We start from the raw sequence: 24478 nt of genomic DNA on the forward strand, positions 1-24478 counted from the left end.
AATGCTTAGAGATCGCCCAACGCATCCACCAGCGCCTGATTCTGCTCTGGCGTGCCGATGGTGATGCGCAGGAATTGCGCAATGCGTTCCTGCTTGAAGTGACGCACGATCACACCCTGCTCACGCACCTTGGCGGCAAGGCCCGCTGCGTCGTGTTCCGGGTGACGGGCGAAGATGAAGTTCGCCGCCGATGGCAACACTTCAAAGCCTTTGCCTTCCAGTTGCGCCACCAGCTTCTCGCGGCTGTCGATCACCAGCTGGCAGGTCTTCTCGAAGTACTCGCGGTCATCGAACGCCGCAGCCGCACCGACGATGGCCATGCGGTCCAGCGGGTAGGAGTTGAAGCTGTTCTTCACCCGTTCCAGCGCTTCGATCAGGTCCGGATGCCCCACCGCCAGGCCAACGCGCAAGCCCGCCAGCGAGCGGGACTTGGACAGGGTCTGGGTCACCAGCAGGTTCGGATAACGATCCACCAGAGTGATTGCAGTCTCGCCACCAAAGTCGATGTAGGCCTCATCCACGATGACCACCGAATCCGGGTTGGCGGCCAGGATCTGCTCGACCGCCTCCAGCGCCATCAAACAGCCGGTCGGCGCGTTGGGGTTCGGGAAAATGATGCCGCCGTTGGGACGCTTGTAGTCCTCGACGCGAATCTGGAACTGTTCGTCCAGCGGCACCATTTCGTAGTCCACGCCATAGAGGCCGCAGTACACCGGGTAGAAGCTGTAGCTGATGTCCGGGAACAACAGCGGCTTGTCCTTCAGGAAAAACGCGTGGTAGGCGTGGGCCAGCACCTCATCGGAACCGTTGCCGAGGAACACACGGTTGGCCTCGACGCCGTAGTAACGCGCGACCGACTGCTTGAGCAGGTCGCTATTGGGGTCCGGGTACAGGCGCAGGTTGTCATTGACCTCGGCGCGCATCGCCTCGATCGCCTTGGGCGACGGGCCGTAGGGGTTCTCGTTGGTGTTCAGCTTCACAAGCTTGGTCAGCTTGGGTTGTTCGCCCGGCACGTAAGGCACGAGGTCACGGACAAAAGGACTCCAGAACTTGCTCATGCTCACTTGCCTTCCTGTTGGTTATCTTTGATCCGGTACTCGGCGCTGCGGGCGTGGGCGGTCAGCGACTCGCCGCGGGCCAGCACCGACGCCGTCTTGCCCAGCTCCGATGCACCCTGCTCGGAGCAGAAGATGATCGAAGAGCGTTTCTGGAAGTCATAGACCCCCAGCGGCGAGGAGAAGCGCGCAGTGCCGGACGTCGGCAGCACGTGGTTGGGGCCCGCGCAGTAGTCGCCCAGGGCTTCCGAGGTGTGACGGCCCATGAAGATCGCACCGGCGTGGCGAATCTGTGGCAGCCAGGCGTCAGGATCGGCAACCGAGAGTTCCAGGTGCTCCGGCGCAATGCGGTTGGCGACTTCGATGGCCTGATTCATGTCCGCCACCTTGATCAGGGCACCGCGACCGTTGATCGAGGTGTTGATGATCTCGGCGCGCTCCATGGTCGGCATCAGCCTGGCGATGCTCGCCGCAACCTTGTCGAGGAACTCGGCATCGGGGCTGACCAGAATCGCCTGGGCGTCTTCGTCGTGCTCGGCCTGGGAAAACAGGTCCATGGCGATCCAGTCCGGATCGGTCTGGCCGTCGCAGACCACGAGGATTTCCGAAGGACCGGCAATCATGTCGATGCCGACCTGACCAAACACGTGACGCTTGGCCGTGGCCACATAGATGTTGCCGGGACCTACGACCTTGTCCACCTGCGGCACGCTTTCGGTGCCGTAGGCCAGGGCCGCGACAGCCTGGGCGCCACCGATGGTGAACACCCGGTCAACGCCAGCGATGCAGGCAGCGGCCAGCACCAGTTCGTTGATCTCGCCGCGCGGAGTCGGCACGACCATGACGACTTCGCCGACGCCCGCGACCTTGGCCGGAATCGCGTTCATCAGTACCGAAGACGGGTACGACGCCTTGCCGCCCGGCACATACAGGCCGGCGCGATCCAGCGGGGTGACCTTCTGGCCCAGCACAGTGCCGTCGGCTTCGGTGTAGCTCCAGGAATCCTGTTTCTGCCGTTCGTGGTAGCTGCGCACGCGGTCAGCGGCCTTTTCCAGCGCCTGGCGCTGAGCGGGGGTGATGCGGGCCAGCGCCAGTTCCAGACGCTCGCGCGGCAGGATCAGGTCGGACATGGACGCCACCTGCAGGCCGTCGAAACGCTGGGTGTACTCAACCAGTGCCGCATCGCCGCGCTCGCGCACGTTCTTGATGATGTCCAGCACACGCTGATTGACCGAGTCGTCAGACACACTTTCCCAGCTCAGCAGATGAGCCAGATGTCGGGCGAAATCCGGGTCAGCAGCGTTGAGTCGGCGAATGGTGTTTGGAGTGGTCATAGCGTGAGCCTCAATAAATGGCAATTTCTCAGGAGCCTTGAATGCAAAGGCAGGAGCCTAAGCTACCAAGCCATCCGCGCAGGCACCTGAGAAATTTGGCTATGACACGGATAGCTGGGCGCAACTTTGTTTAAAGTCGCGCGAAACAGTCAACCGCGGTGTCGCGACTCTACGGCAGTGCGCAGGGTGTCGATCAGCGACTGGATACGGGCGTGCTGCATCTTCATCGATGCCTTGTTCACCACCAGGCGCGAACTGATGTGAGCGATCAGTTCCTGAGGTTCGAGACCGTTGGCACGCAGGGTGTTGCCGGTGTCGACTACGTCGATGATCTTGTCGGCCAGGCCCACCAGCGGCGCCAGCTCCATGGAGCCGTACAGCTTGATGATATCGACCTGACGACCTTGTTCTGCGTAATAACGCTTGGCAACGTTGACGAACTTGGTCGCCACGCGCAGACGGCCGCGAGGCTCGGCAGCGCCAACGGCACCTGCGGTCATCAGCTTGCACTGGGCAATCTGCAGATCCAGTGGCTCGTACAGGCCCTGGCCGCCGTATTCCATCAGGACGTCCTTGCCCGCCACACCCAGGTCAGCCGCGCCGTGCTCGACATAGGTCGGCACATCGGTCGCACGCACGATCAGCAGACGAACGTCTTCCTGAGTCGTGGGGATGATCAACTTGCGGCTCTTGTCCGGATTCTCGGTCGGCACGATGCCCGCAGCAGCGAGGAGCGGCAGGGTGTCGTCAAGGATTCGGCCCTTGGACAGTGCGATGGTCAACATGGGAAACGTCAGTCCTTATCAGCAAGCGCGAGCCGGGAAGCAATGGGCGCCCGACAATCTTCAAGTCGAAACCGCAGGACTCGAAGCGAAACGATTCAATGGGTCAAGCCTTGAGCTGGCTTGCCCGCCGCCCGTGCCGAACCTGCACGGGCGACGGCAAGCCTGAGAGACTGTTAGCCCGGTACGCGACGGATTTTCGCGCCCAGCATCTGCAGTTTCTCTTCGATGCACTCGTAACCACGGTCGATGTGGTAGATGCGGTCGATCAATGTGTCGCCCTGGGCCACCAGCGCCGACAGCACGAGGCTGGCCGATGCACGCAGGTCGGTCGCCATGACTGGCGCGCCCTTGAGCTTCTCGCAGCCAGTGACGATGGCCGTGTTGCCTTCGACCTGGATCTGCGCGCCCATGCGGTGCATTTCATACACGTGCATGAAGCGGTTTTCGAAGATCGTTTCGATGATCGCGCCAGTACCTTCGGCGATGGCGTTCAGCGAGATGAACTGCGCCTGCATGTCGGTCGGGAACGCCGGGTACGGAGCGGTGCGCAGGTTCACGGCCTTCGGACGCTTGCCGTGCATGTTCAGCTCGATCCAGTCCTCACCGGTGGTGATTTCGGCGCCAGCTTCACGCAGTTTTTCCAGAACGGCTTCGAGAATGGTCGGATCGGTGTCCTTGACCTTGACGCGGCCACCGGTCACGGCAGCAGCGACCAGGTAGGTGCCGGTCTCGATGCGGTCAGGCATGACGCGGTAGGTCGCCTTGCCCAGACGCTCGACGCCTTCGATGGTGATGGTGTCGGTGCCAGCACCGGAAACCTTGCCACCCATGGCGTTGATGAAGTTTGCCAGGTCGACGACTTCAGGCTCACGAGCGGCGTTCTGCAGCACGCTGCGACCACGGGCCAGCGCGGCGGCCATCATGATGTTTTCGGTACCGGTCACGCTGACGGTGTCGAAGAAGAAGTGCGCGCCACGCAGGCCGCCTTCCGGCGCTTTGGCCTTGATGTAGCCGCCTTCGACTTCGATGATCGCGCCCATGGCTTCCAGGCCACGGATGTGCAGGTCAACCGGACGCGAACCGATGGCGCAACCGCCAGGCAGCGCGACTTCGGCTTCACCGAAGCGGGCAACCATCGGACCCAGTACCAGGATCGAGGCGCGCATGGTTTTCACCAGCTCGTACGGCGCGACCAGGGTCTTGATGGTGCGAGGATCGATCTCGACGCTGAGTTTCTCGTCGATGATCGGCTCGATGCCCATGCGGCCGAACAGCTCGATCATGGTGGTGATGTCGTGCAGGTGCGGCAGGTTCTGGACCGTCACCGGCCCATCGGCCAGCAGGGTTGCAGCAAGAATCGGCAGGGCAGAGTTCTTCGCCCCGGAAATGCGGATTTCGCCATCAAGACGAACGCCGCCAGTAATAATCAGTTTATCCATTGGAATCTCGACGCCAATTAGGCTCAGGTGCGCTCGGCCCATGCAGCGCGGCTGAAAAATTTCATGGTGACCGCGTGGATGCTGCCATCGGCGATCCATGGGTTCAAATGCGTGTAGATCTGCTGCTGGCGCTTGACCGGACTTAGTGTAGCCAGTTCATCGCTGATAACGTTCAGCTGGAAGTTGCAGCCTTCGCCTTCAACTTCGACCTGGATCTCTGGCAGCTTACCTTCAAGGAAGCTCTTAACTTCTACGGCCTGCATGCTTAACCTCAATCGGCGCCCTGTGCGCGCGGGTCGGCCATGATACAAAAAAGCCCTCTCGTTGCGAACCCTGCTTTACCAGGTGCCGGACGAGGGGCTTGATCGATGATAGCAATCAATGTTGTTCGAACAGCTCGGTCAGACCCGATACCTGTGCGATTTCTCTCATGTCTTCGGGCAGCGCACGAACGCTGACCGACTTGCCGGCCGCCTGGGCGTCACGCATGAACGCCAGCAGCAGGGCCAGGCCCACGCTGCTGGATTTCTGCACGGCGGAGCAGTCGAGCACCAGCGTCGGTGAATCACTGGCCTTGATCAACTCGGCACCCTGCTTGCGCAGCGCGGGGCCGGTACGGTAGTCGAGCACGCCGAACAGCTTGAGCTCGCTGCTGCCGACGGCCGTCACACAGGCTTCAGTCATTTGACGACCTTGTCAGGCGAGTTCTCGGTCTCCTGCTTGGCCTTGGCGACTTCGCCGGCCCAGCCATCGATGGTCTTGTCCAGGTTGTTGCCGTTGCGCTGCATGGCATCGGCGAACTGATCGCGGAACAGCTTGCCGATGTTGATGCCGTTGATGATCACGTTGCGCACTTTCCACTCGTCATTGATTTTGACCAGTGTGTAGGACACAGGGTAAACGGCGCCGTTGTTGCCCTTGACCGACATGTCGACCGAGGTGCGGTCGGCGCCCTCTTCCTTGGCCGGAGCCACGGTGATGCCCTGGTTGTTGTACTCCAGCAGTGCGTTGCCATAGAACTGGATCAGGCTGCGCTTGAAGTTTTCCTGGAAGCGCTGCATCTGGGCCGGGGTGGCGTTGCGCGAATACTTGACGGTCATGATGCTCTTGGAAATGCCGTCAGCATCGATGACCGGCCCGACGATGCCGTTGAGCGCGTCGTAGAAGGCCTGCGGGTTGGTCTTGTAGCTTTCCTTGTTCGCGGCAAGGTCGGCCAGCAGTTGCTTGGTGGTGTTGTCGACAAGGTCATGGGCCGACGATGTCGTCGCTGCCGCGTTGGCAAACAGAGGCAGGGCAGCCAGCAGCACCAGAAGGCCACGGCGCAGAATCGAGATCATGAAAAAACTCCTCATTTGGCGTCTTTACCCACGGAATTGAGCAGGAATTTACCGATCAGGTCCTCGAGCACCAGGGACGACTGCGTGTCGTGAATGGTGCCGCCGTCTTTCAACAGCTTGTCATCGCCACCGACGCTGATGCCGACGTATTTCTCGCCCAGCAAGCCTGCAGTGAGAATAGAAGCCGTGGAGTCCGAAGGCAGATTATTCACGCGCTTGTCCACTTCCATGGTCACGCGACCGGTGAAGGTGTCGTGGTCCAGATCGATTGCAGTGACCTTGCCGATGGTCACACCGGCCATGGTCACCTTCGCTCTGACAGTCAAACCGGCGATATTGTCGAAATTTGCGTAAAGTTTATAGCTGTCGGCTGTCGTGCTGGCGGAGAGACCGCTGACGCGCAGGGCCAGCAGGAGCAAGGCCAGGATGCCAGCCAGCAGGAACAGGCCGACACCGGTTTCGAGGGCGCGGTTTTGCATCAGAAGTCTCCAAACATCAAGGCGGTCAAAATAAAGTCCAGGCCCAATACGGCCAACGAGGCGTAGACCACGGTCTTGGTCGTGGCGCGACTGATCCCCTCGGATGTGGGCTCGCAGTCATAGCCTTGAAACACGGCAATCCAGGTGACCACAAAAGCAAAGACAACGCTTTTGATCACACCGTTGATGACATCATTGGGGAAGGAAACGCTGTTCTGCATGTTCGCCCAGAACGAGCCTTCGTAGACGCCCAGCCAGTCGACAGCCACCCACGAACCACCCCAGATACCCACCACACTGAAAATGATGGCGAGCACCGGCAGCGAAATGAAGCCGGCCCACAGGCGGGGCGCGACGATGTACTTGAGGGGGTCCACGCCGATCATCTCGAGGCTGGACAACTGCTCGGTGGATTTCATGTTGCCGATTTCAGCGGTCAGCGCCGAGCCGGCACGACCGGCGAACAGCAACGCGGTCACCACCGGCCCCAGTTCACGCAGCAGCGTCAGGGCAACCATCTGCCCGACGGCCTGCTCGGAGCCGTACTTGGCCAGGATGCTGAAACCCTGCAGGGCCAATACCATGCCGATGAACACGCCGGACACGACGATGATCGCCAGCGACATGACGCCCACCGAGTAGAGCTGGCGAACCAGCAACTGGAAACCGCCGCCGATCCCGCCTCGCCCCAGCAAGGCATGGACCAGAAAAATCCCCGAACGCCCCAGTACCGCAACTATGTCGATCGCCGAACGCCCCATCAGGCGTATACGATCCATCAATGACTTTCTGCGCATCAGCGCTTCCCCAAAAGATCTTCGCGATAATCCGGTGCCGGATAGTGAAATGGCACAGGGCCGTCTGGATCCCCTGTCATGAACTGGCGAATGCGCGGGTTGTCCGACTGCATCAATTCCTGCGGCGTGCCCTGCCCCAGCACCTGACCGTCCCCGACCACATACAGATAGTCGGCGATGCTGGCAGTTTCGGCCAGGTCGTGGGAAACCACGACGCTGGTGATCCCCAGTGCATCGTTGAGCAGGCGGATCAGGCGCACCAGTACGCCCATGGCGATCGGGTCCTGCCCCACGAAGGGCTCGTCATACATGAGGATCTGCGGATCCAGTGCAATGGCCCGGGCCAGCGCCACGCGGCGCTTCATGCCCCCGGAGAGCTCGTCGGGCATCAGCTCGACGGCACCGCGCAACCCGACCGCCTGCAATTTGAGCAGGACGATATCGCGGATCATGTCTTCGGGAAGCTGGGTATGAACCCGCAGCGGAAAGGCCACGTTTTCGAAAACGTCGAGATCGGTGAACAGCGCACCGCTCTGGAACAGGACCCCCATCTGCTTGCGCGCATCGAACAGATCGCTGCGCGAGAGCTTTGGCAGGTTCTGGCCGTTGACCCAGACTTCACCGCTGGCCGGGCGCAGTTGCGCACCCATCAGCCGCAGCAGAGTGGTCTTGCCACTGCCCGACGGCCCCATGATGCCGGTGACTTTGCCCCGGGGGATGCGGATGTCGACATTATTGAAGATGCTGCGCGTACCGCGTTTGAAGGACACACCCTTCAATTCGACCGCGTAGGCGTTATCGGCACTCATCTAAACTCCTTGCGATGCAGCCTCTCTCTCAGATGCTGCGTCCTTGAAGAACGACACACTGTCTGGGGGGGCCGAACAAGCGGCGAACTATACCACCGCTGTCGTACGCAGCCAAAGCTCCAACATTACAAGGCGTTAAAGGCAGCGCAAACGGCGGTTGCAGTGCAAATTTCCTGCAACACTCCTGCCCTGGGCGGTGCAGGAACTGACGGACAGGCACTTTGAATAAACAAACATCCGCAATGAAGCGTGAGGCTTTTCAACATTGTCGCTATAATCCCCGCCTTTTCAGCAGACCGATCCTCTCCAGACATGACCGACGCCCGCGACCTGATCCAATCGGCACAATGCACCATCCGCCTTGAAATAGAGGCCGTGGAGGGTTTGCTCGCGCACATCGATAGCGATTTCGTCAGTGCGTGCCAGATGATCCTGGCCAGCAAAGGGCGGGTTGTGGTGGTCGGGATGGGCAAGTCAGGGCACATCGGCAAGAAGATCGCCGCGACCCTGGCCAGCACCGGCACCCCGGCGTTTTTCGTGCACCCGGCCGAAGCCAGCCATGGCGACATGGGCATGATCACCGCCGACGACATCATCCTGGCCCTGTCGAACTCGGGCACGACCAACGAAATCGTGACCCTGCTGCCGCTCATCAAGCGCCTGGGCATCAAGCTCATCAGCCTGACCGGCAACCCCGAGTCGACGCTGGCCAAAGCCGCGGACGTGAACCTCAATGCCCGGGTCGAGAAAGAAGCCTGCCCGCTGAACCTGGCCCCGACCTCCTCGACCACGGCGGCACTGGTCATGGGCGACGCACTGGCAGTGGCCCTGCTCGACGCACGCGGTTTTACCGCCGAAGATTTCGCCTTCTCCCATCCAGGTGGCGCCCTTGGCCGCCGCCTGCTGCTCAAGGTTGAGCACGTGATGCACACCGGTGGCGAGCTGCCTGTGGTGGCGCGCGGAACACTGCTGCGCGACTCGCTGATGGAAATGACCCGCAAGGGCCTGGGCATGACCGCCATCGTCGAGACCGACGGACGCCTGGCCGGGATCTTCACCGACGGCGACTTGCGCCGTACGCTGGACCGCCCTATCGATATTCGCCAGGCGACCATCGACGAAGTGATGACCGTGCACGGCAAGACCGTCCGCCCGGACATGCTCGCGGCACAAGCCCTTAAAATCATGGAAGACAACAAGATCAGCGCGCTGATCGTGGTGGATGAAACCGACCGTCCGGTGGGCGCCTTCAACCTCCAGGACCTGCTGCGCGCGGGAGTCATGTAAATGAGCGGTGATATGAACGACCTGATGCAACGCGGCAAACAGATCAAGCTGGCAGTGTTCGATGTCGATGGCGTCCTCACTGACGGTCGCCTTTACTTCCTTGAAGACGGCAGCGAGTTCAAGACCTTCAACACCCTGGACGGTCAAGGCATCAAGATGCTGATCAATTCCGGCGTGACCACCGCTATCATCAGCGGTCGCAAGACCCCGGTCGTCGAGCGTCGCGCCAAAAACCTGGGTATCGCCCATCTGTACCAGGGCCGTGAAGACAAGCTGGTGGTGCTCGATGAACTGCTGGCGCAATTGAACCTGAGCTATGAACAGGTTGCCTATCTGGGTGACGACCTGCCCGACCTGCCGGTGATTCGCCGGGTAGGCCTGGGCATGGCCGTGGCCAACGCCGCAGGTTTTGTGCGCGAGCATGCACACGGCGTTACCCGGGCACGGGGCGGCGAAGGCGCTGCCCGGGAATTCTGCGAGCTGATCCTGAACGCCCAGGGCAACCTCGAAGCGGCCCACGCCGCCTACTTATAGAAGCGTACTTATGCTGAGCAAAAGATTTCGCACATTTCTGATCTTCGGTGCACTGGGACTGCTGCTTGCAGCGGCCGGCTACTGGAACATCAGCCCGGAAAGCTTCATGGACCAGCCAAAGGTTGCCGTGGACGAGAGCGCCATCGACTACTATGCGATGAACGCCCACAGCATCCAGTACCTGCCCGACGGCACCCAGCAGTACGACCTGACGGCGGACAAGGTCGAGCACCTGAAGGCTACCGACGTGACCCTGATGACCACCCCTGTGCTGCAGATGTACCGTGGCACCGAGTTTCCGTGGCATGTACAGAGCGTACGCGCCGAGGTTTCCCCGGGCGGCGATCATGTCGAGCTGATCGACAACGTGCGCATCAACCGCACCGACGAACAGAACCGCACCACCATCATCACCAGCACCCGCATGACTGTCTTCCCTCAGAAGCAATATGCGGAAACGGCCCAACCCGTTAGAATCGACGGCTTCAACGGCGTGAGCACCGGTACGGGTATGAAAGCCTATCTAAAAGAAAGCAGGATACACCTGCTATCGAACGCAAGAGGACAGTATGAGGCTCCTTAAAACCCTCCCTATTTTGCTCGGCCTGGGCGCAGCACTGGGAAGCGTGAGCGCCTGGGCTCTGCCGAACGATCAGGATCAGCCTATCCGCATTCAGGCCGACGACGCCCAGCTCGATGACAAGCAAGGCATCGCCACCTACACCGGTAATGTGATCATTACTCAGGGCTCGATGAAGGTCACCGGCAACAAGGTGACCATGACCCGCACCCCGCAAGGTGACATCGACGTCGTGACCTCGGTGGGCAACCTGGCCTACTTCGAGCAGTTGCAGACCGCTGGCGACCCCAAACCCGTTCAGGGCTGGGGCGTGACGATCCAGTACCATGCGCCGCAAAACCGCATCGTGCTGATCGACAAGGCCAAGGTCATCGACAAGGACAACAACGTGACCCAGGGCGAGAAGATCGTCTATGACACCGTGCGCAAGCTGGCCAGCGCTGGCCGCGCCACCGGCAGCAAGGTCACCGAAGCGCGTCCTCGCGTCGACATGGTGATCCAGCCGAAAAAGAAAACCGACCAGCAGAAGGCGCAGTAATGGCGACGCTGAAAGCCCAACACCTGGCCAAGGCCTACAAAAGCCGCCAGGTGGTACGTGACGTCAGCCTGTCCATCGACAGCGGCCAGATCGTTGGCCTGCTCGGCCCCAACGGTGCGGGCAAGACCACCTGCTTCTACATGATCGTCGGCCTGGTGCAGGCCGACCAGGGCCGCGTGCTGATCGACGAACAGGACGTCAGCCACCAGCCGATGCACGGGCGTGCCCGTGCCGGCATCGGCTACCTGCCGCAGGAAGCCTCGATCTTCCGCAAGCTGTCGGTGTCGGACAACATCATGGCGATCCTGGAAACCCGCAAGGAACTGGATCGTGCAGGACGTCGCAAGGAACTGGAAAGCCTGCTGCAGGAATTCCACATCACGCATATCCGCGACAACCTGGGCATGAGCCTGTCCGGTGGTGAGCGTCGTCGTGTCGAAATCGCCCGCGCACTGGCCACCGCACCGAAGTTCATCCTGCTCGACGAGCCATTCGCCGGTGTCGACCCGATCTCCGTGGGCGATATCAAGCAGATCATCTACCATCTCAAGGCGAAGGGTATCGGCGTTCTGATCACCGACCACAACGTGCGCGAAACCCTCGACATCTGCGAAACCGCCTACATCGTCAACGACGGGCAGCTGATTGCAGAAGGTGACGCTGAAACCATCCTGGCCAACCAGTTGGTCAAGGAAGTGTATCTCGGCCACGAGTTCCGCCTGTAAACAGGGGGCTGACAAGGGGTTGGCCGGCGACCGCTGCATGCGCCTCATCGCCAACCCCGGATTAATTGTCGCCACACCCTAGGCAAACACTTCGGTTTCAGGCATATAATTTGCTTAATTTGGCGCCCCGGCGCCCAGTAGTGGATGGCGCGGATGCGCCGGCGAATAAGGTGTTAAGCCCCTGCCATGAAACCTTCGCTAGTCTTGAGAATGGGCCAGCAGCTGACGATGACACCGCAGCTGCAACAGGCCATCCGCTTGCTCCAATTGTCCACGCTGGATCTCCAACAGGAAATCCAGGAGGCACTGGAGTCCAACCCCATGCTGGAACGCCAGGAAGAAGGCGACGACTTCGATAATGCCGACCCGATGGCCGACAACATCGAAAACAAGCCCAACGCCGACGTTCAGGAACCGACCTACCAGGAATCCGCCCCCACCGTCGACAATCTCGAAGACGGCGAGTGGAGCGAGAGCGAGCGCATCCCCAACGAACTGCCGGTCGACACCGCCTGGGAAGACATCTACCAGACCAGCGCCAGCAGCCTGCCCAGCAACGACGATGACGAGTGGGACTTCACCACCCGCACCTCGGTCGGCGAAAGCCTGCAAAGCCATCTGCTGTGGCAACTGAACCTGGCGCCGATGTCCGACACTGACCGCCTGATCGCCGTCACGCTGATCGACTGCATCAACAACCAGGGCTACCTGGACGAGTCCCTGGAAGAGCTGCTCGACGCGTTCGACCCGGAACTGGACATCGAGCTGGACGAAATCGAAGCCGTCCTGCACCGCATTCAACAGTTCGAGCCCGCCGGCATCGGCGCCCGCACCCTGAGCGAATGCCTGCTGCTGCAATTGCGCCAGTTGCCTGCCAAAACCCCGTGGCTGGCCGAAGCCCAGCGCCTGGTCAGTGACTACATCGACTTGCTGGGCAGCCGCGACTACTCGCAACTGATGCGCCGCATGAAGCTCAAGGAAGATGACCTGCGCCAGGTCATCGAACTGGTCCAGAGCCTCAACCCGCGTCCTGGCTCGCAGATCGAATCCAGCGAAGCCGAGTACGTGGTGCCCGACGTGATCGTGCGCAAGGACAACGAGCGCTGGCTGGTGGAGCTGAACCAGGAAGCCGTGCCGCGCCTGCGAGTGAACCCGCAGTACGCAGGTTTCGTGCGTCGTGCCGACACCAGCGCCGACAACACCTTCATGCGCAACCAGTTGCAGGAAGCGCGCTGGTTCATCAAGAGCCTGCAAAGCCGCAATGAAACCCTGATGAAAGTCGCGACCCAGATCGTCGAGCACCAGCGCGGCTTCCTGGAGTACGGCGACGAGGCGATGAAGCCGTTGGTCCTGCACGACATCGCCGAGGCGGTGGGCATGCACGAATCGACGATCTCGCGGGTCACCACGCAAAAGTTCATGCACACGCCTCGCGGCATTTACGAACTGAAGTACTTCTTCTCCAGCCACGTGAGCACCTCCGAGGGCGGTGAATGCTCGTCCACGGCCATTCGCGCGATCATCAAGAAACTGGTTGCCGCGGAAAATCAGAAAAAGCCGTTGAGTGACAGCAAGATCGCTGGTTTACTGGAGGCACAAGGCATCCAAGTGGCCCGTCGCACAGTCGCCAAGTATCGCGAATCCTTAGGGATAGCCCCTTCGAGCGAGCGCAAGCGACTGATGTAAAGGCAGGCTCTGTACGAAATGTTTTAAGACGTAGGTAAGGCAAGGCTGTTTTCAGCGCAGCATGACCGGGTCTCAAGACTTTTCTTACTAGAACCTAGAGGTCACGAGCCACAGCGTTCCAGTGGCAGGTACTCAGCCTGCCTCTTAATGCACTGGCAACGAAGGAGAAGCTGTATGCAAGTCAACATCAGTGGACACCAACTGGAAGTGACCAAGCCCCTGCGCGAGTACATCGAGCTGAAGCTGAAAAAGCTCGAAGGGCACTTTGACAAGATTACCAACGTGCAGGTGACGATGGCCGTCGAGAAACTCAAACAGAAGATCGAGGCCACCCTGCATATCCACGGTGGAGAGGTCGTAGCCAATGCGGAGCATGATGACATGTACGCGGCAATCGACCTGCTCACTGACAAGCTGGACAGACAACTGCTCAAACATAAGGAAAAGCAGCAAAGCATCCTCAAAGGTGCGGCCGCTCGCTGACGCTCCCCCTCCATGATCCGACTTGAAAATATCCTGACCCCTGGCCGTTCATTCGTGAACGTGCCAGGCGGCAGCAAGAAAGCAGTACTCGAAGAGATTGCCCGACGCATCGGCGAAGAAGTTCCCGAGTTCGACTGGCAAGACGTCTACGAAAGCCTACTCGCCCGTGAAAAACTGGGGTCTACCGGTTTTGGCAACGGGATCGCCATCCCCCACTGCCGATTCAAGGGCTGCCAGGCACCGGTGAGTGCCGTGCTGCACCTGCAACGACCTGTCGACTTCGACGCCATCGACGGCGCTCCGGTTGACCTGCTGTTCGTGCTGCTCGTCCCTGAAGCAGCGACCGATGCCCACCTCGAACTGCTTCGCCAGATCGCCAGCATGCTCGACCGTGCCGACGTCCGCGCAAGCCTGCGCGAGGCCAAGAGCAGCGAAGAGCTGTACAACGTCGTGCTTCGCGTACAGAACGGTCACTGAACATGCGCATGATCATCGTCAGCGGTCGCTCCGGCTCCGGCAAGAGCACGGCCCTCGATGTTCTCGAAGACAGTGGCTTCTACTGCGTCGACAACCTGCCGGCCGGCCTGCTCCCAGAGCTTGCCGAGCGGGCGCTGATCAACACGGAACTGGCAGAACCGCTACTGGCCGTCTCCATCGACGCCCGTAACCTGCCCAGTCACCTGACCCGTTTTCCGCGAATGCTCGAAGAGGTCCGCGGCCGCCACATCCGCTGCGACGTCCTGTTCCTGGATGCCGAAGAGTCGACACTGCTCAAGCGCTTCTCCGAAACCCGCCGCCGCCATCCGCTGAGCAACGCAACACGCTCGCTGGCCGAGGCCATTCGTGACGAAAAGACGCTGCTGGGGCCGATCATCGACCTGGCCGACCTGACCATCGACACCACGCACCTGAATCTCTACCAGTTGCGCGACACCCTCAAGCTGCGCCTCCTGAACAAACCCGAGCCCGGCACCGCCTTCCTGATCGAGTCGTTCGGCTTCAAGCGCGGCATGCCCGTGGATGCCGACCTGGTCTTCGATGTGCGCTGCCTGCCCAACCCCTACTGGAAGCCGGAGTTGCGCGAGCAGTCCGGCCTCGACCTGCCGGTGGCCGAGTACCTGGCCGCACAGCCGGATGTCGAAGAGATGTTCCAGGACATTTCCTCGTACCTCAACAAGTGGTTGCCGCGCTTCGCCGCCAGCAACCGCGCCTACGTCACCATTGCCATTGGCTGCACCGGCGGGCATCACCGCTCCGTCTACCTGACCGAACGCCTGGGTCAGGCCCTGCAACAATCGCTCAAGAATGTTCAGGTCCGCCACCGCGACCTAAGCTGAAAGGATCCCCAACGCGATGCCCGCTCATCAGATCACCATCATCAACAAGCTGGGCCTGCACGCCCGCGCGGCCGCCAAGTTCGTGGGCGTGGCCGGAAAATTCCCCTGCCAGATCCGCGTCGGCCGCACCCCGGAAAGCATGGTCGACGGAAAAAGCATCATGGCCGTGATGATGCTCGCCGCAGGCAAAGGCACCGAGATTCACCTGCTGACCGAAGGCGACGACGAACAAGCAGCGCTGGAAGGGCTGATCGAGTTGATCAACAACAGGTTTGATGAGGGGGAGTGATTGAGGCGCCAAGTCAGTTGGCAAAGTTCTCGATCTTGATTTGCCCCTCCGGAAAGGTCGCGACGATTTCCAACTCTCCCCCCATAGCCCGGATATAGTCGCGCAACGTACTGATGTACATATCGGTACGACGCTCCATCTTCGAGATGGCCGCCTGATTCACATGCAACGTCTTCGCGAGCGTCGCCTGGCTCAGTTCTCTTGCGCGTCGCAGCTCATGCAAGGGCATTTCGCTGAGCAACCCTTGATAGATGTGCTCGGAACGCGCCCGAGACTCAGGCGACATGGCGGCCTGCAGGTCGGAAAATTTTCTAGCCATCGTTCAAGCCCTCTCGGCGCAGTGTTTCGATGTGTTCGTCGTACAGACGGTCTGCCAGTGGCACGTGAATCTCGTACCAGCGGTCCTGACCCGTTTTGTCACCACCAATCAGCAGCAATGCGCAACGCCGAGGATCGAAGGCATAAAGAACACGAAATGGTCTCCCGGCATACTGCACCCGCAGCTCCCGGAGATTGCCGTGTCGCGCCCCTTTGATACCGCTGCTATGGGGAAATCCTAACGCCGGCCCGAACTGCCCAAGCAACTGCACGCTGGCGCTCACCGACTCCTGCTCACCGACAGTGAGCCTTGCCCACCAATCGCCAAATTCATCTGTGTATTCAATATCCCAGGTCATTCAAGAACTGTGGACAAATCCGAGTATAACCTCAATGGAATATATCCACAGGTACTGAAGGATTTTTCCGATTCTGCCTCAGGAATATCGGCCCTCGAAAAATACCGCCAAACACCTCTCATCCGCAGTGCCTAACGGACTTGCCTCTCAAATTTCGCGGAATTTTCTGACTTGATCCAAGCCGCCGACGTCTCCTTAATGCTCGAGCATGATGACCCGAACGTCATCAATTCCTGAAAACATGGGCTGGCCTGGACGCACCTTGGATGCAGCCAGCCGGCAGGACATCAGTGGTTCACCTTCAACAGAGCTGTTCGATGACATTTTCCGTTGCCATATCGCCGCCGAGGTCCTGGTCCCGGTCGGAAAAAATGCTGATGTCCGGCAGCCTGCTTGCCGTGCTGGCGATCCTGGCCATCGTCGCCTCGCTCTTGCTGCGCGAGTATGGCAATGCGACCGAAACCGCAGTGCGCTCAGCCAACAATGTGGTGCAACTGATTGATGCGGACGTGCAGCGCAACGCCGATCTCTATGACATCTCGCTCAAGGGCATGATCGACGCATGGCAGCAGCCGGAGGTGATGGCGATCTCTCCTGCGTTGCGGCGTCAGGTGTTGTTTGATCGTTCCACTGCCGCGCCTTACAAGGGCGACCTGGTCATGCTTGATGAGAATGGCGCGATCGTCGCCGACTCCACCTCGGTGGACCCTCGGCCAGACAACTTTTCCGACCGGGCGAGTTTTCAGTTTCATCGAAGCAATGCGTCCCTGGGATTGAAGGTGGATGGGCCGTTCAAATCCCGCTGGGGCTTCAAGGACTGGTGCATCAGTTTCAGCCGGCGCATCCCCTCCCCTGACGGCCAGTTCGTCGGCGTCGCCAGCGCCTCGATGCGCCTCTCCTACTTCAATCACCTGTTTCGCGGCCTGGATGTGGGACGCAGCGGCACCATCAACCTCATCAACGCCGAAGGCATCTTGCTCGCCCGTCAGCCCGAGGGTGCGAATGCGAAGTTCATCGGCCGGGACTTCAGCCAGCAACCCAACTTCCAGCGAATCCTCAAGGAAATCAACGGCAGTTTCAGCGCCGTTTCCGATTTCGACAATGAACGCAGGCTATATACCTTCTCCCGCGTCGGGGACTTGCCGCTGATTGTGGTGGTGGCCCAGTCCCGGGATGAGGTGTATGCCGTGTGGAAGCGCAATGCGCTGCTGGTCGCGGGCGCCACGAGCCTGTTGTGCCTGGGAATACTCTGGCTGTCGTCGCTGCTGGGCAGGCAGTTGCGCCTGCGCCGTCGGGCCGAACGGGAACTCGCCAAGCTCGCCTCCACCGACGGGTTGACTGGGCTTGCCAACCGCCGCCAGCTGGATCAGGCACTGGCGCACGAGTGGTCGCGCAGCCTGCGCAACGGCCAGCCCTTATCGCTCTTGATGATCGATGTGGACCACTTCAAGGCGTTCAACGATCGCCATGGCCATCATGGCGGCGACGACGCATTGCGTGACGTTGCCCGCACGCTGTCCGTCACCACGCGACGCCCCGGCGACCTGGCCGCACGCTATGGCGGGGAGGAATTCATGGTGGTGTTGCCGCAGACGCCCCTTGAAGGCGCGGCACAGATAGCCGAAAAGATCCGCAGCGCCATCGAGGCACTTGCGCCTCACGGCGAAGATACCCAGCCGACTACCGTGAGTATCGGTGTCGCGACTCGCACGCCCAATGCGCACGCCACGCTGGCCATGCTGCTGGCCGATGCAGACAAAGCGCTCTATGTGGCCAAGCGCCTGGGTCGCAATCGTGTCGCGCTGCCAGCAGCACCTGATCTGTCTCCGACTTGATCCGGGAGCATAAAAAAGCGCCAGCCAGGCTGACGCTTTTCATTCAACGAGCGGCTAGCACCTGAGTGCCAGCTACCGGCGTTGATCAGCTCGCTCTGCGAACCGAGTCACGCAGCGCTTTTACTTTGTCGTGGTTGGCTTGCACGCCGGCCAGCTGACGCTGAATCAGGCTGACCACATTAGTAGGCAGCGCTTTCTCGACGGCTTTCTGCTGGGCATCGCGATAAGCCTTCAAGGCATGGTCTTCACCACGCTCAACTTCATTGAGTACGGCTTCATCGCTCTTGCCGGTCACGGCAGCCTTCAGCTCCACCCAGAGACGGTGCACAGTGCCCGCGGCGGTAGAGGAATTTTCTGGATCGCCGCCCAGTGCACGGACTTCAGCCTGAAGTTCACGCACTGCAGTTGCACACTCGGATGAACGAGAAAGGAAATAAGCTTTGATTTCTGGGTTCTTGATATCTTCGGCGCTGGTGTGGAAACCTTTTTCGCCGTCTTTGCTGGTCTCGATCAGGTCATTGAGCAGGGAGACCGCTTCTTTGTTGATGTCCGTCATTTTGAGTTTCCTTTCTGGCAGGTTGATCGAAGAGTCAGTTCACTCGATGAGTAGACTGTTGCAGCGGCCATGCCAGACTTTCAAACTTAATTAAATCCTTTAAAATCATATAGTTAACACATTAATCAAATCACGTGGCCGCGCTTTCTGCATGATCGGCCTGTTGGCCTGCATGCAGAATGCACGTATCTTGCCAGTTCACTCGAAAAGACCAACGGCGACGTCATGAATCCCGAAAAACTCAAACTCCTGGTGACCCGTGAAATGCCCTATGGCAAGTACAAGGGGCGGTTGCTGGCCGATCTGCCGGGGGATTACCTGAACTGGTTTGCCCGCAAGGGGTTTCCGACGGGAGAGCTGGGCAGCCTGTTGGCACTGATGCAGGAGATTGACCACAACGGTTTGTCCGCCCTGCTCGACCCGCTGCGAACCCGCCCTCGCGAGCCGCTGAGGCCGAACGCGCCCAAGACGCTGATTCGATTTCCTGAATAAAAAAAAGCGGTGCGCCCGGGAGGGAACACCGCTAAAGAGCTCATGAAAAACGAACTACAAAGGAGTGATAAAGATACGTGCCCAGCCAAAGGGCCGTGCGGTACATATTTATCGCTTTCGCCTTGACCTTAAAAAAACCCAAAAAAAAACGATGCTCCCTGACCGGAGAGCACCGTTAAATAGCCATGCAACAACGACTTCTGTAGCAACACCCCAGCGCATTGAAACCCATCGTTGAATGATAATTAGAACAGCCCGCTCATGAACGGGAGCTGTCCGGGATCAATATCGCCGGGTGTCAGGGGCATTCGATCAGTCGAACAGCGCCACGGCTTCTGCAGTGGCATCAGTGATGCGACCCCAATCACCGTTCTTGACCCAGGCGTTGTCGATCATCCAGGTGCCGCCCACGCACATCACGTTTGGCAGCGCCATGTAGCTTTTCAGGTTGGCTGCGCTGACGCCGCCAGTGGGGCAGAAACGCACTTCCGGGAACGGGCCGCCCAGGGCCTTGATCGCAGCGACACCGCCGCTGATTTCAGCCGGGAACAGCTTGAAGCGGCGATAGCCCAGGGCGTAACCGATCATGATTTCCGACGCGCTGCTGATGCCAGGCAACAGCGGCAACTTGCTCTGCGCGCCAGCTTCCAGCAGCTCCTGAGTGCTGCCCGGGGTCACGATGAATTGCGAGCCGGCTTCTTCGCAGGCCTTGAGCATGTGGCGGTCCAGCACGGTACCGGCCCCTACGCATAGCTCAGGGCGCGCGTCGCGCAGCATGCGGATGGCCTTCAGGCCGAATTCGGAACGCAGGGTGACTTCCAGCGCGGTCAGGCCGCCTGCCGCCAGCGCATCGGCCAGAGGCAGCACGTCCTGTTCGCGGGCGATGGTGATGACCGGAAGAATCTTCGCTTTCGCGCAGAGTTCGTCGATCTGGGCAACTTTGCTCGCCATGCTATTCAACGGTTGTGTCACTTGGGTTTTCTCCATGGCGGCTGATCCTTTGCTTATGGGCACCAGTAGATCTCTAAAGCCGGGTTGAGGAACGCACGGATCGGCATCTGGGCCAGGTCATCGCCCGCCAGCGCCGTGCGCAGTGTTTCGAGTTTCGCCTGCCCGGAAACGGACAGGATCGGCGTCGCGGCCGTCGCCAACAGGGCGCGGGTCATGGTCAGACGCTGATGCGGTGTGCTCGGTGCCAGCATCGGCAGGCAGCGGCGAGTGCCGTTCAGATCCAGTGCCTCGGCAAGATTTGGGCTATCCGGGAACAGTGAGGCCGTGTGGCCGTCGTCGCCCATGCCCAGCACCAGCACGTCGATCTTCGGCAACTCTTTGAGCGCTTCGTCGGTGGCTGCCGCCGCTTCGTCCAGCGTGGTGGTCGGGCGGTACAGGCTGAAGAAGCCCGCCTCGGCCGCCGGCCCCTGGAACAGGAAGCGCTTGAGCAGGCCGGCATTGCTGTCGGCGTGCTCGGTCGGCACCCAGCGCTCGTCAGCCAGGCTAATGCACACGCGGGACCATTTGATCGGCTTCTGCGCCAGCGCCTGGAAGAATGCCACCGGGCTCTTGCCACCGGACACCACGAGGGTCGCGGTGCCATGGGGATTGCTGTCAATGGCCGCCGTCAGACGCTCGGCCACGTGATCGGCCAGCGCATTGGCCAGCTGTTCGGGGTTGTCGAAATCCAGGGCTTTCAGGCCAGCCGGAAATTCAAGTTCACATATCGCCATACCAGGACCTCCCGTCACGAGTAATCAGCGCAATGGAACTCATCGGCCCCCAGGAGCCAGCGGCGTAAGGCTTGGGCGCATCGCCCGCCTTTTTCCAGCCGGCAATCAGCTGGTCGCACCATTGCCACGCATACTCGATCTCATCTTTGCGGACAAACAGGTTCTGATTGCCGCGCATGACCTCCAACAACAACCGCTCGTAGGCGTCCGGGACGCGTGAGCTGTTGTAAGCGTCGGAGAAACTCAGTTGCAAAGGGGTGCTGCGCAATTGCATGCCTTTGTCCAGCCCCTGGTCCTTGGTCATCACTTGCAGCGAAATGCCTTCATCAGGCTGCAGGCGGATGATCAGGCGGTTGCTGATCTGCATCCGTTGTTCCGGGGCGAAGATGTAGTGCGGCGGTTCCTTGAAGTGGATCACGATCTGCGACAGCTTCTGCGGCATGCGCTTGCCGGTACGCAGATAGAACGGAACCCCTGCCCAACGCCAGTTACGGATGTCGGCACGAATGGCAACGAACGTTTCGGTGTCGCTCTGGGTGTTGGAGTTTTCCTCCTCCAGATAACCGGGAACCGGTTTGCCTTCGCTGTAACCGGCAATGTACTGCCCGCGCACCACCTGGGTGGCCAGGCGTTCCGGGGTGAAGGGCACCAGCGCCTTGAGCACTTTTACCTTTTCGTCGCGGATGCTGTCGGCGGACAGGTCGCTCGGCGGGTCCATCGCAATCAGGCACAACAGCTGCAGCAGGTGGTTCTGGACCATGTCGCGCAACTGGCCGGCCTGGTCGAAGTAGCCCCAACGGCCCTCGATGCCTACTTTCTCCGCCACAGTAATCTCGACGTGGGAAATGTAGTTCTGGTTCCACTGGGTTTCGAACAGGCTGTTGGCAAAGCGCAGCGCGATGAGGTTCTGCACCGTGTCCTTGCCCAGGTAGTGGTCGATCCGGTAAACGCGGTTTTCCGGAAGGAATTTGGCTACCGCATCGTTGACCCGACGCGAAGACGCTAGGTCATGGCCGATCGGTTTTTCCAGCACCGCACGGGTGCGGTCGGTCAGGCCTACCAGCGCCAGGTTTTCGCAGATCGCACCGTACACCGAGGCGGGCGTCGCGAAGTAGGCAATCATGGTCTGCGCATCGCCCACCACTTCGGCCAGGCCCACGTAATCCTCGCCCTTGAGGAAGTCCACGTGCAGGTAGCTCAGGCGGGCCTGAAAACGCTCCACGTGCTCGCGCTCAAGCTGAGCCTCGGGGACAAAACGGCGCAGGTTCTTGTCGATGTAGGCCAGATGCTCCTCTGGCGTGCCCGCTTCGCGGGCCAGGGCAAGAATTCGGGTCTCGGCATGCAGCAGTCCAGCCCGGTCAAGCTGGTACAACGCAGGAAACAGCTTGCGCACTGCCAGGTCGCCCAGGGCGCCGAACAAGGCGAAAGTGCACGGTTCTACCGTAATCGAGAGCATAATGTTTGTTCTTTTATCAAGTTAGGCTACAAATACCTTTTTTAAAGGCGTTACTCAAGGCCAAATGTAGTAATAACCACAACATTTCTTCAAAAAGCACATTAGAGTGGTGATCGCCACAGGCCCTCAGTACGATAGGCCACCTTTGCTACAGGCTAAAGGCCTATGTCGCTACCTTTACACTTATGGCCTGCCGATTCGCCTGTTTGCCGCTTCAGAGAAGGATTTTGAATGGACCGCGTACGCAATCTTCTGGAGCAGATCCAGAGCCGTCTCGAGGAATTGAACAAGGCCGAGCGCAAGGTCGCCGAGGTGATTCTGAGCAATCCCCAGCAGGCGACCCGCTTCAGCATTGCCGCCCTGGCCCAGGCCTCCAAGGTCAGTGAGCCGACGGTCAATCGCTTCTGCCGCTCGTTCGACGTCAGTGGCTATCCGGAACTCAAGCTGCAACTGGCCCAGAGCCTCGCCAGCGGCGCGGCCTATGTCAGCCGTGCGGTGGAGGCCGACGACAATCCCGAGGCCTACACCCGCAAGATCTTCGCCAGCGCCATCGCCTCTCTGGACAGCGTCTGCCAGGTGCTCGACCCGACGCTGGTCAGCAAGGCCGTGGACTTGCTGATCCAGGCTCGGCAGATCCACTTCTTCGGCCTCGGGGCTTCAGCGCCCGTGGCGGTGGATGCGCAGCACAAGTTCTTTCGCTTTAACCTCGCTGTGACGGCCCACGCGGACGTATTGATGCAGCGCATGCTGGCGTCCGTCGCCCACACCGGCGAGCTGTTCGTGATCATTTCCTACACCGGCCGCACCCGTGAACTGGTGGAGGTGGCGCGCATTGCCCGGGAAAACGGCGCCTCGGTCCTCGGCCTGACCGCCGCCAACTCGCCGCTGGCCAAGGCCAGCACCCTGAGCCTGAACATTCCACTGCCCGAAGACACCGACATCTATATGCCGATGACCTCGCGCATCGTTCAGTTGACCGTGCTCGACGTGCTGGCCACCGGCATGACCCTGCGCCGCGGCGTGGACTTCCAGCCGCACCTGCGCAAGATCAAGGAAAGCCTGAATGCGAGCCGGTATCCGGCGGGGGATGAGTTGGAGTGAGGGTTGGGGTGTTGGGTTGGGGGGGGTTGGCTTGGGATTGCTACATGGATGCCCTTCGGGCGTTTCGCGGGCAAGCGCGCTCCTACATTTTTTGCAACGTGCCATGGCCTGATGGACCGAGTTGATAGCCTTGGTTTCAAACGTGACCTGTGCGGTCTGCTTTAAAGGCTATGTGCTCGGTCCGTCAGAATGCGGCACGTTGCAACAAATGTAGGAGCGCGCTTGCCCGCGATAGGCCCGAAGGGCATCGACGTAACGACCTCAAACCAAACTCACCTGCAAACTCACCCGCGCCTGCTGCCCCGGCGCCAGGCTCAGGCAGTCGTCGATACCCGACACCGCCTCCACCCGCACGAACCCTGCCGCTTCACTGCCCGCCACGCCGAGCAGCGGGCGCCCTCCAGGGTGCCAGACTGCCGTGCTGTCGCTGTCGCTGGCATCGATATTCAGGCGCCGCTGCCAGCTATCATCCTGCAACTGCAACGCCCCGGAATGCTCGAACACCCGCTGGCAACTGCCCAGTACCTTCAGCTCGCCCTTCTGCTCGCAGGGGCTGCGGCTGAGTTCGTCGTAGCCCAGGGCGCCATCCAGGCCTTGCAGGGCGACATCGGCGATGTCACTGATGCGCCAGTAAGCGTGCAAGGCATGGCCGAACTGGCAGGGCTCGCTGTCCTGATGCTGGGTCTCCAGACGCAGATCCATGCCCTGCCCCAAGTCCGCGAACAGGTCGGCCTGCCAGTCCCATAATGTCAGGCGCCAGTGCAGCGATACACCGTCGCGGTGTTCCTGGCTGTCGATCAGCTTCCAGTCCAGCAGGCGCCCCCAGCCATTGGACGGCCAGCCACTCTCACCGGGATGCCGCCCCACCCACGGCCAGCACACCGGCACACCGCCACGAATCGCGCCCACCTGCGGCCACTGCGCCGCGCACCACAACCAGGGCTTTTGCCCGGAAGGCTGGAAATGCAGCAGTTGCGCGCCCTGGCGGCTGAACACCGCGTGGCATTGCGGGTGATTGACCACCAACACATCGCGCTGCTGGTACCGCTCCCACTGAAAGGTCGGCTGCGGCCTTGCCTGGGTGAAGAAGCGTTGAAGAGGATGCTCAAGCGAGCCTGTTTCCGAGATGGCCATTGAGTTCCT

General features: G+C 60.5%; 30 protein-coding genes. 13 read left to right on the plus strand and 17 right to left on the minus strand.

Translation table 11 applies throughout. The annotated features are described in order from the left end of the window. Positions 1-5 precede the first annotated feature (5 nt). The 10 genes from hisC to ACIPO9_RS14480 form a co-directional block, all read right to left on the minus strand. Positions 6-1058: a histidinol-phosphate transaminase gene (gene hisC, locus ACIPO9_RS14435; RefSeq protein WP_400781619.1), complete on the minus strand. Its 1053-nt coding sequence runs from the start codon at positions 1056-1058 to the stop codon at positions 6-8. A 2-nt stretch (positions 1059-1060) separates the two neighbouring features. Further along, positions 1061-2389, minus strand: coding sequence for a histidinol dehydrogenase (hisD, locus tag ACIPO9_RS14440; RefSeq protein ID WP_400781622.1), 1329 nt, complete (start codon positions 2387-2389; stop codon positions 1061-1063). Between the two features lie 149 nt (positions 2390-2538). Further along, positions 2539-3174 (minus strand): ATP phosphoribosyltransferase, encoded by a 636-nt coding sequence (hisG, locus tag ACIPO9_RS14445; RefSeq protein ID WP_274135664.1) that lies wholly within the window; start codon positions 3172-3174, stop codon positions 2539-2541. 173 nt (positions 3175-3347) lie between these two features. Beyond that, entirely contained in the window at positions 3348-4613 is a 1266-nt protein-coding gene (gene murA, locus ACIPO9_RS14450; RefSeq protein WP_274135665.1) for a UDP-N-acetylglucosamine 1-carboxyvinyltransferase, read from the minus strand. A gap of 23 nt (positions 4614-4636) precedes the next feature. Beyond that, complete coding sequence (locus tag ACIPO9_RS14455) at positions 4637-4876, minus strand: BolA family protein (protein WP_062384295.1); 240 nt, start codon at positions 4874-4876, stop codon at positions 4637-4639. Positions 4877-4991: 115 nt separating this feature from the next. Continuing rightward, a complete protein-coding gene (locus ACIPO9_RS14460; RefSeq protein WP_400781624.1) occupies positions 4992-5297 on the minus strand; it encodes a lipid asymmetry maintenance protein MlaB in 306 nt (101 codons plus the stop codon). Continuing rightward, entirely contained in the window at positions 5294-5950 is a 657-nt protein-coding gene (locus ACIPO9_RS14465; protein WP_274135668.1) for a phospholipid-binding protein MlaC, read from the minus strand. The genes ACIPO9_RS14460 and ACIPO9_RS14465 overlap by 4 nt, the downstream gene beginning before the upstream one ends. Before the next feature lie 11 nt (positions 5951-5961). Then, positions 5962-6429, minus strand: coding sequence for an outer membrane lipid asymmetry maintenance protein MlaD (mlaD, locus tag ACIPO9_RS14470; protein WP_274135669.1), 468 nt, complete (start codon positions 6427-6429; stop codon positions 5962-5964). Then, complete coding sequence (mlaE, locus tag ACIPO9_RS14475) at positions 6429-7226, minus strand: lipid asymmetry maintenance ABC transporter permease subunit MlaE (RefSeq protein ID WP_400781626.1); 798 nt, start codon at positions 7224-7226, stop codon at positions 6429-6431. Before mlaE ends, mlaD begins: the two co-directional genes overlap by 1 nt. Continuing rightward, positions 7226-8035, minus strand: a complete 810-nt coding sequence (locus ACIPO9_RS14480; protein WP_274135670.1) for an ATP-binding cassette domain-containing protein — start codon at positions 8033-8035, stop codon at positions 7226-7228. The genes mlaE and ACIPO9_RS14480 overlap by 1 nt, the downstream gene beginning before the upstream one ends. A gap of 312 nt (positions 8036-8347) precedes the next feature. On the opposite strand from ACIPO9_RS14480, the gene ACIPO9_RS14485 reads away from it, so the two are divergent. The 10 genes from ACIPO9_RS14485 (at position 8348) to ACIPO9_RS14530 (ending at position 15494) form a co-directional block, all read left to right on the plus strand. After that, on the plus strand, positions 8348-9322 hold the full coding sequence (locus ACIPO9_RS14485) for a KpsF/GutQ family sugar-phosphate isomerase (protein WP_400604826.1): 975 nt from the start codon (positions 8348-8350) through the stop codon (positions 9320-9322). Further along, entirely contained in the window at positions 9323-9856 is a 534-nt protein-coding gene (gene kdsC, locus ACIPO9_RS14490; protein ID WP_274135673.1) for a 3-deoxy-manno-octulosonate-8-phosphatase KdsC, read from the plus strand. Positions 9857-9866: 10 nt separating this feature from the next. Next, on the plus strand, positions 9867-10439 hold the full coding sequence (gene lptC, locus ACIPO9_RS14495) for an LPS export ABC transporter periplasmic protein LptC (RefSeq protein ID WP_274135674.1): 573 nt from the start codon (positions 9867-9869) through the stop codon (positions 10437-10439). Continuing rightward, positions 10426-10974 carry a lipopolysaccharide transport periplasmic protein LptA gene (gene lptA, locus ACIPO9_RS14500; RefSeq protein WP_274135675.1) on the plus strand — a complete coding sequence of 183 codons (549 nt, stop codon included), beginning with the start codon at positions 10426-10428 and terminating at the stop codon, positions 10972-10974. The genes lptC and lptA overlap by 14 nt, the downstream gene beginning before the upstream one ends. Then, positions 10974-11699 (plus strand): LPS export ABC transporter ATP-binding protein, encoded by a 726-nt coding sequence (lptB, locus tag ACIPO9_RS14505; RefSeq protein ID WP_081565365.1) that lies wholly within the window; start codon positions 10974-10976, stop codon positions 11697-11699. The genes lptA and lptB overlap by 1 nt, the downstream gene beginning before the upstream one ends. Before the next feature lie 186 nt (positions 11700-11885). Beyond that, positions 11886-13385, plus strand: a complete 1500-nt coding sequence (locus tag ACIPO9_RS14510; protein WP_274135676.1) for an RNA polymerase factor sigma-54 — start codon at positions 11886-11888, stop codon at positions 13383-13385. A 174-nt stretch (positions 13386-13559) separates the two neighbouring features. Then, a complete protein-coding gene (gene hpf / locus ACIPO9_RS14515; protein ID WP_062384329.1) occupies positions 13560-13868 on the plus strand; it encodes a ribosome hibernation-promoting factor, HPF/YfiA family in 309 nt (102 codons plus the stop codon). A 12-nt stretch (positions 13869-13880) separates the two neighbouring features. Further along, positions 13881-14345 (plus strand): PTS IIA-like nitrogen regulatory protein PtsN, encoded by a 465-nt coding sequence (gene ptsN / locus ACIPO9_RS14520; protein WP_274135678.1) that lies wholly within the window; start codon positions 13881-13883, stop codon positions 14343-14345. Positions 14346-14347: 2 nt separating this feature from the next. Then, the gene (gene rapZ / locus ACIPO9_RS14525; RefSeq protein WP_274135679.1) at positions 14348-15205 is read left to right on the plus strand and encodes an RNase adapter RapZ; all 858 of its coding nucleotides are present in this window, start codon (positions 14348-14350) and stop codon (positions 15203-15205) included. A 16-nt stretch (positions 15206-15221) separates the two neighbouring features. Beyond that, complete coding sequence (locus ACIPO9_RS14530) at positions 15222-15494, plus strand: HPr family phosphocarrier protein (protein WP_274135680.1); 273 nt, start codon at positions 15222-15224, stop codon at positions 15492-15494. Positions 15495-15507: 13 nt separating this feature from the next. Here ACIPO9_RS14530 and ACIPO9_RS14535 read toward each other — a convergent pair whose 3' ends face one another. Together ACIPO9_RS14535 and ACIPO9_RS14540 are read right to left on the minus strand one after the other, a co-directional pair. After that, a complete protein-coding gene (locus ACIPO9_RS14535; RefSeq protein ID WP_274135682.1) occupies positions 15508-15813 on the minus strand; it encodes an XRE family transcriptional regulator in 306 nt (101 codons plus the stop codon). After that, the gene (locus ACIPO9_RS14540; RefSeq protein ID WP_274135683.1) at positions 15806-16171 is read right to left on the minus strand and encodes a type II toxin-antitoxin system RelE/ParE family toxin; all 366 of its coding nucleotides are present in this window, start codon (positions 16169-16171) and stop codon (positions 15806-15808) included. The genes ACIPO9_RS14535 and ACIPO9_RS14540 overlap by 8 nt, the downstream gene beginning before the upstream one ends. Positions 16172-16542: 371 nt before the next feature. Here ACIPO9_RS14540 and ACIPO9_RS14545 point away from each other — a divergent pair, with 371 nt between their 5' ends. Next, the gene (locus ACIPO9_RS14545) at positions 16543-18006 is read left to right on the plus strand and encodes a sensor domain-containing diguanylate cyclase (RefSeq protein WP_400781794.1); all 1464 of its coding nucleotides are present in this window, start codon (positions 16543-16545) and stop codon (positions 18004-18006) included. 85 nt (positions 18007-18091) lie between these two features. Here ACIPO9_RS14545 and ACIPO9_RS14550 read toward each other — a convergent pair whose 3' ends face one another. Next, entirely contained in the window at positions 18092-18562 is a 471-nt protein-coding gene (locus ACIPO9_RS14550; RefSeq protein WP_274135685.1) for a PA2169 family four-helix-bundle protein, read from the minus strand. A 225-nt stretch (positions 18563-18787) separates the two neighbouring features. Here ACIPO9_RS14550 and ACIPO9_RS14555 point away from each other — a divergent pair, with 225 nt between their 5' ends. Then, positions 18788-19054: a DUF3820 family protein gene (locus tag ACIPO9_RS14555; RefSeq protein ID WP_274135686.1), complete on the plus strand. Its 267-nt coding sequence runs from the start codon at positions 18788-18790 to the stop codon at positions 19052-19054. Positions 19055-19366: 312 nt separating this feature from the next. Here ACIPO9_RS14555 and ACIPO9_RS14560 read toward each other — a convergent pair whose 3' ends face one another. From ACIPO9_RS14560 to zwf, 3 genes are read right to left on the minus strand one after another with little or no spacing between them, the layout of a single operon-like run. After that, positions 19367-20041, minus strand: a complete 675-nt coding sequence (locus tag ACIPO9_RS14560) for a bifunctional 4-hydroxy-2-oxoglutarate aldolase/2-dehydro-3-deoxy-phosphogluconate aldolase (RefSeq protein WP_400781629.1) — start codon at positions 20039-20041, stop codon at positions 19367-19369. Between the two features lie 17 nt (positions 20042-20058). Continuing rightward, complete coding sequence (gene pgl, locus ACIPO9_RS14565) at positions 20059-20778, minus strand: 6-phosphogluconolactonase (RefSeq protein ID WP_274135688.1); 720 nt, start codon at positions 20776-20778, stop codon at positions 20059-20061. Continuing rightward, complete coding sequence (gene zwf / locus ACIPO9_RS14570) at positions 20765-22234, minus strand: glucose-6-phosphate dehydrogenase (protein WP_274135689.1); 1470 nt, start codon at positions 22232-22234, stop codon at positions 20765-20767. Before zwf ends, pgl begins: the two co-directional genes overlap by 14 nt. A gap of 231 nt (positions 22235-22465) precedes the next feature. On the opposite strand from zwf, the gene ACIPO9_RS14575 reads away from it, so the two are divergent. Then, the gene (locus ACIPO9_RS14575) at positions 22466-23335 is read left to right on the plus strand and encodes a MurR/RpiR family transcriptional regulator (protein WP_274135690.1); all 870 of its coding nucleotides are present in this window, start codon (positions 22466-22468) and stop codon (positions 23333-23335) included. A gap of 261 nt (positions 23336-23596) precedes the next feature. Here the strand turns inward: ACIPO9_RS14575 and ACIPO9_RS14580 are convergent, their stop codons facing one another. Then, the gene (locus tag ACIPO9_RS14580) at positions 23597-24469 is read right to left on the minus strand and encodes a D-hexose-6-phosphate mutarotase (protein WP_400781634.1); all 873 of its coding nucleotides are present in this window, start codon (positions 24467-24469) and stop codon (positions 23597-23599) included. Between the last annotated feature and the right edge of the window lie 9 nt (positions 24470-24478).

The sequence above is a fragment of the Pseudomonas sp. NPDC090203 genome (assembly GCF_044746765.1).
GTDB lineage: Bacteria > Pseudomonadota > Gammaproteobacteria > Pseudomonadales > Pseudomonadaceae > Aquipseudomonas > Aquipseudomonas putida_AD.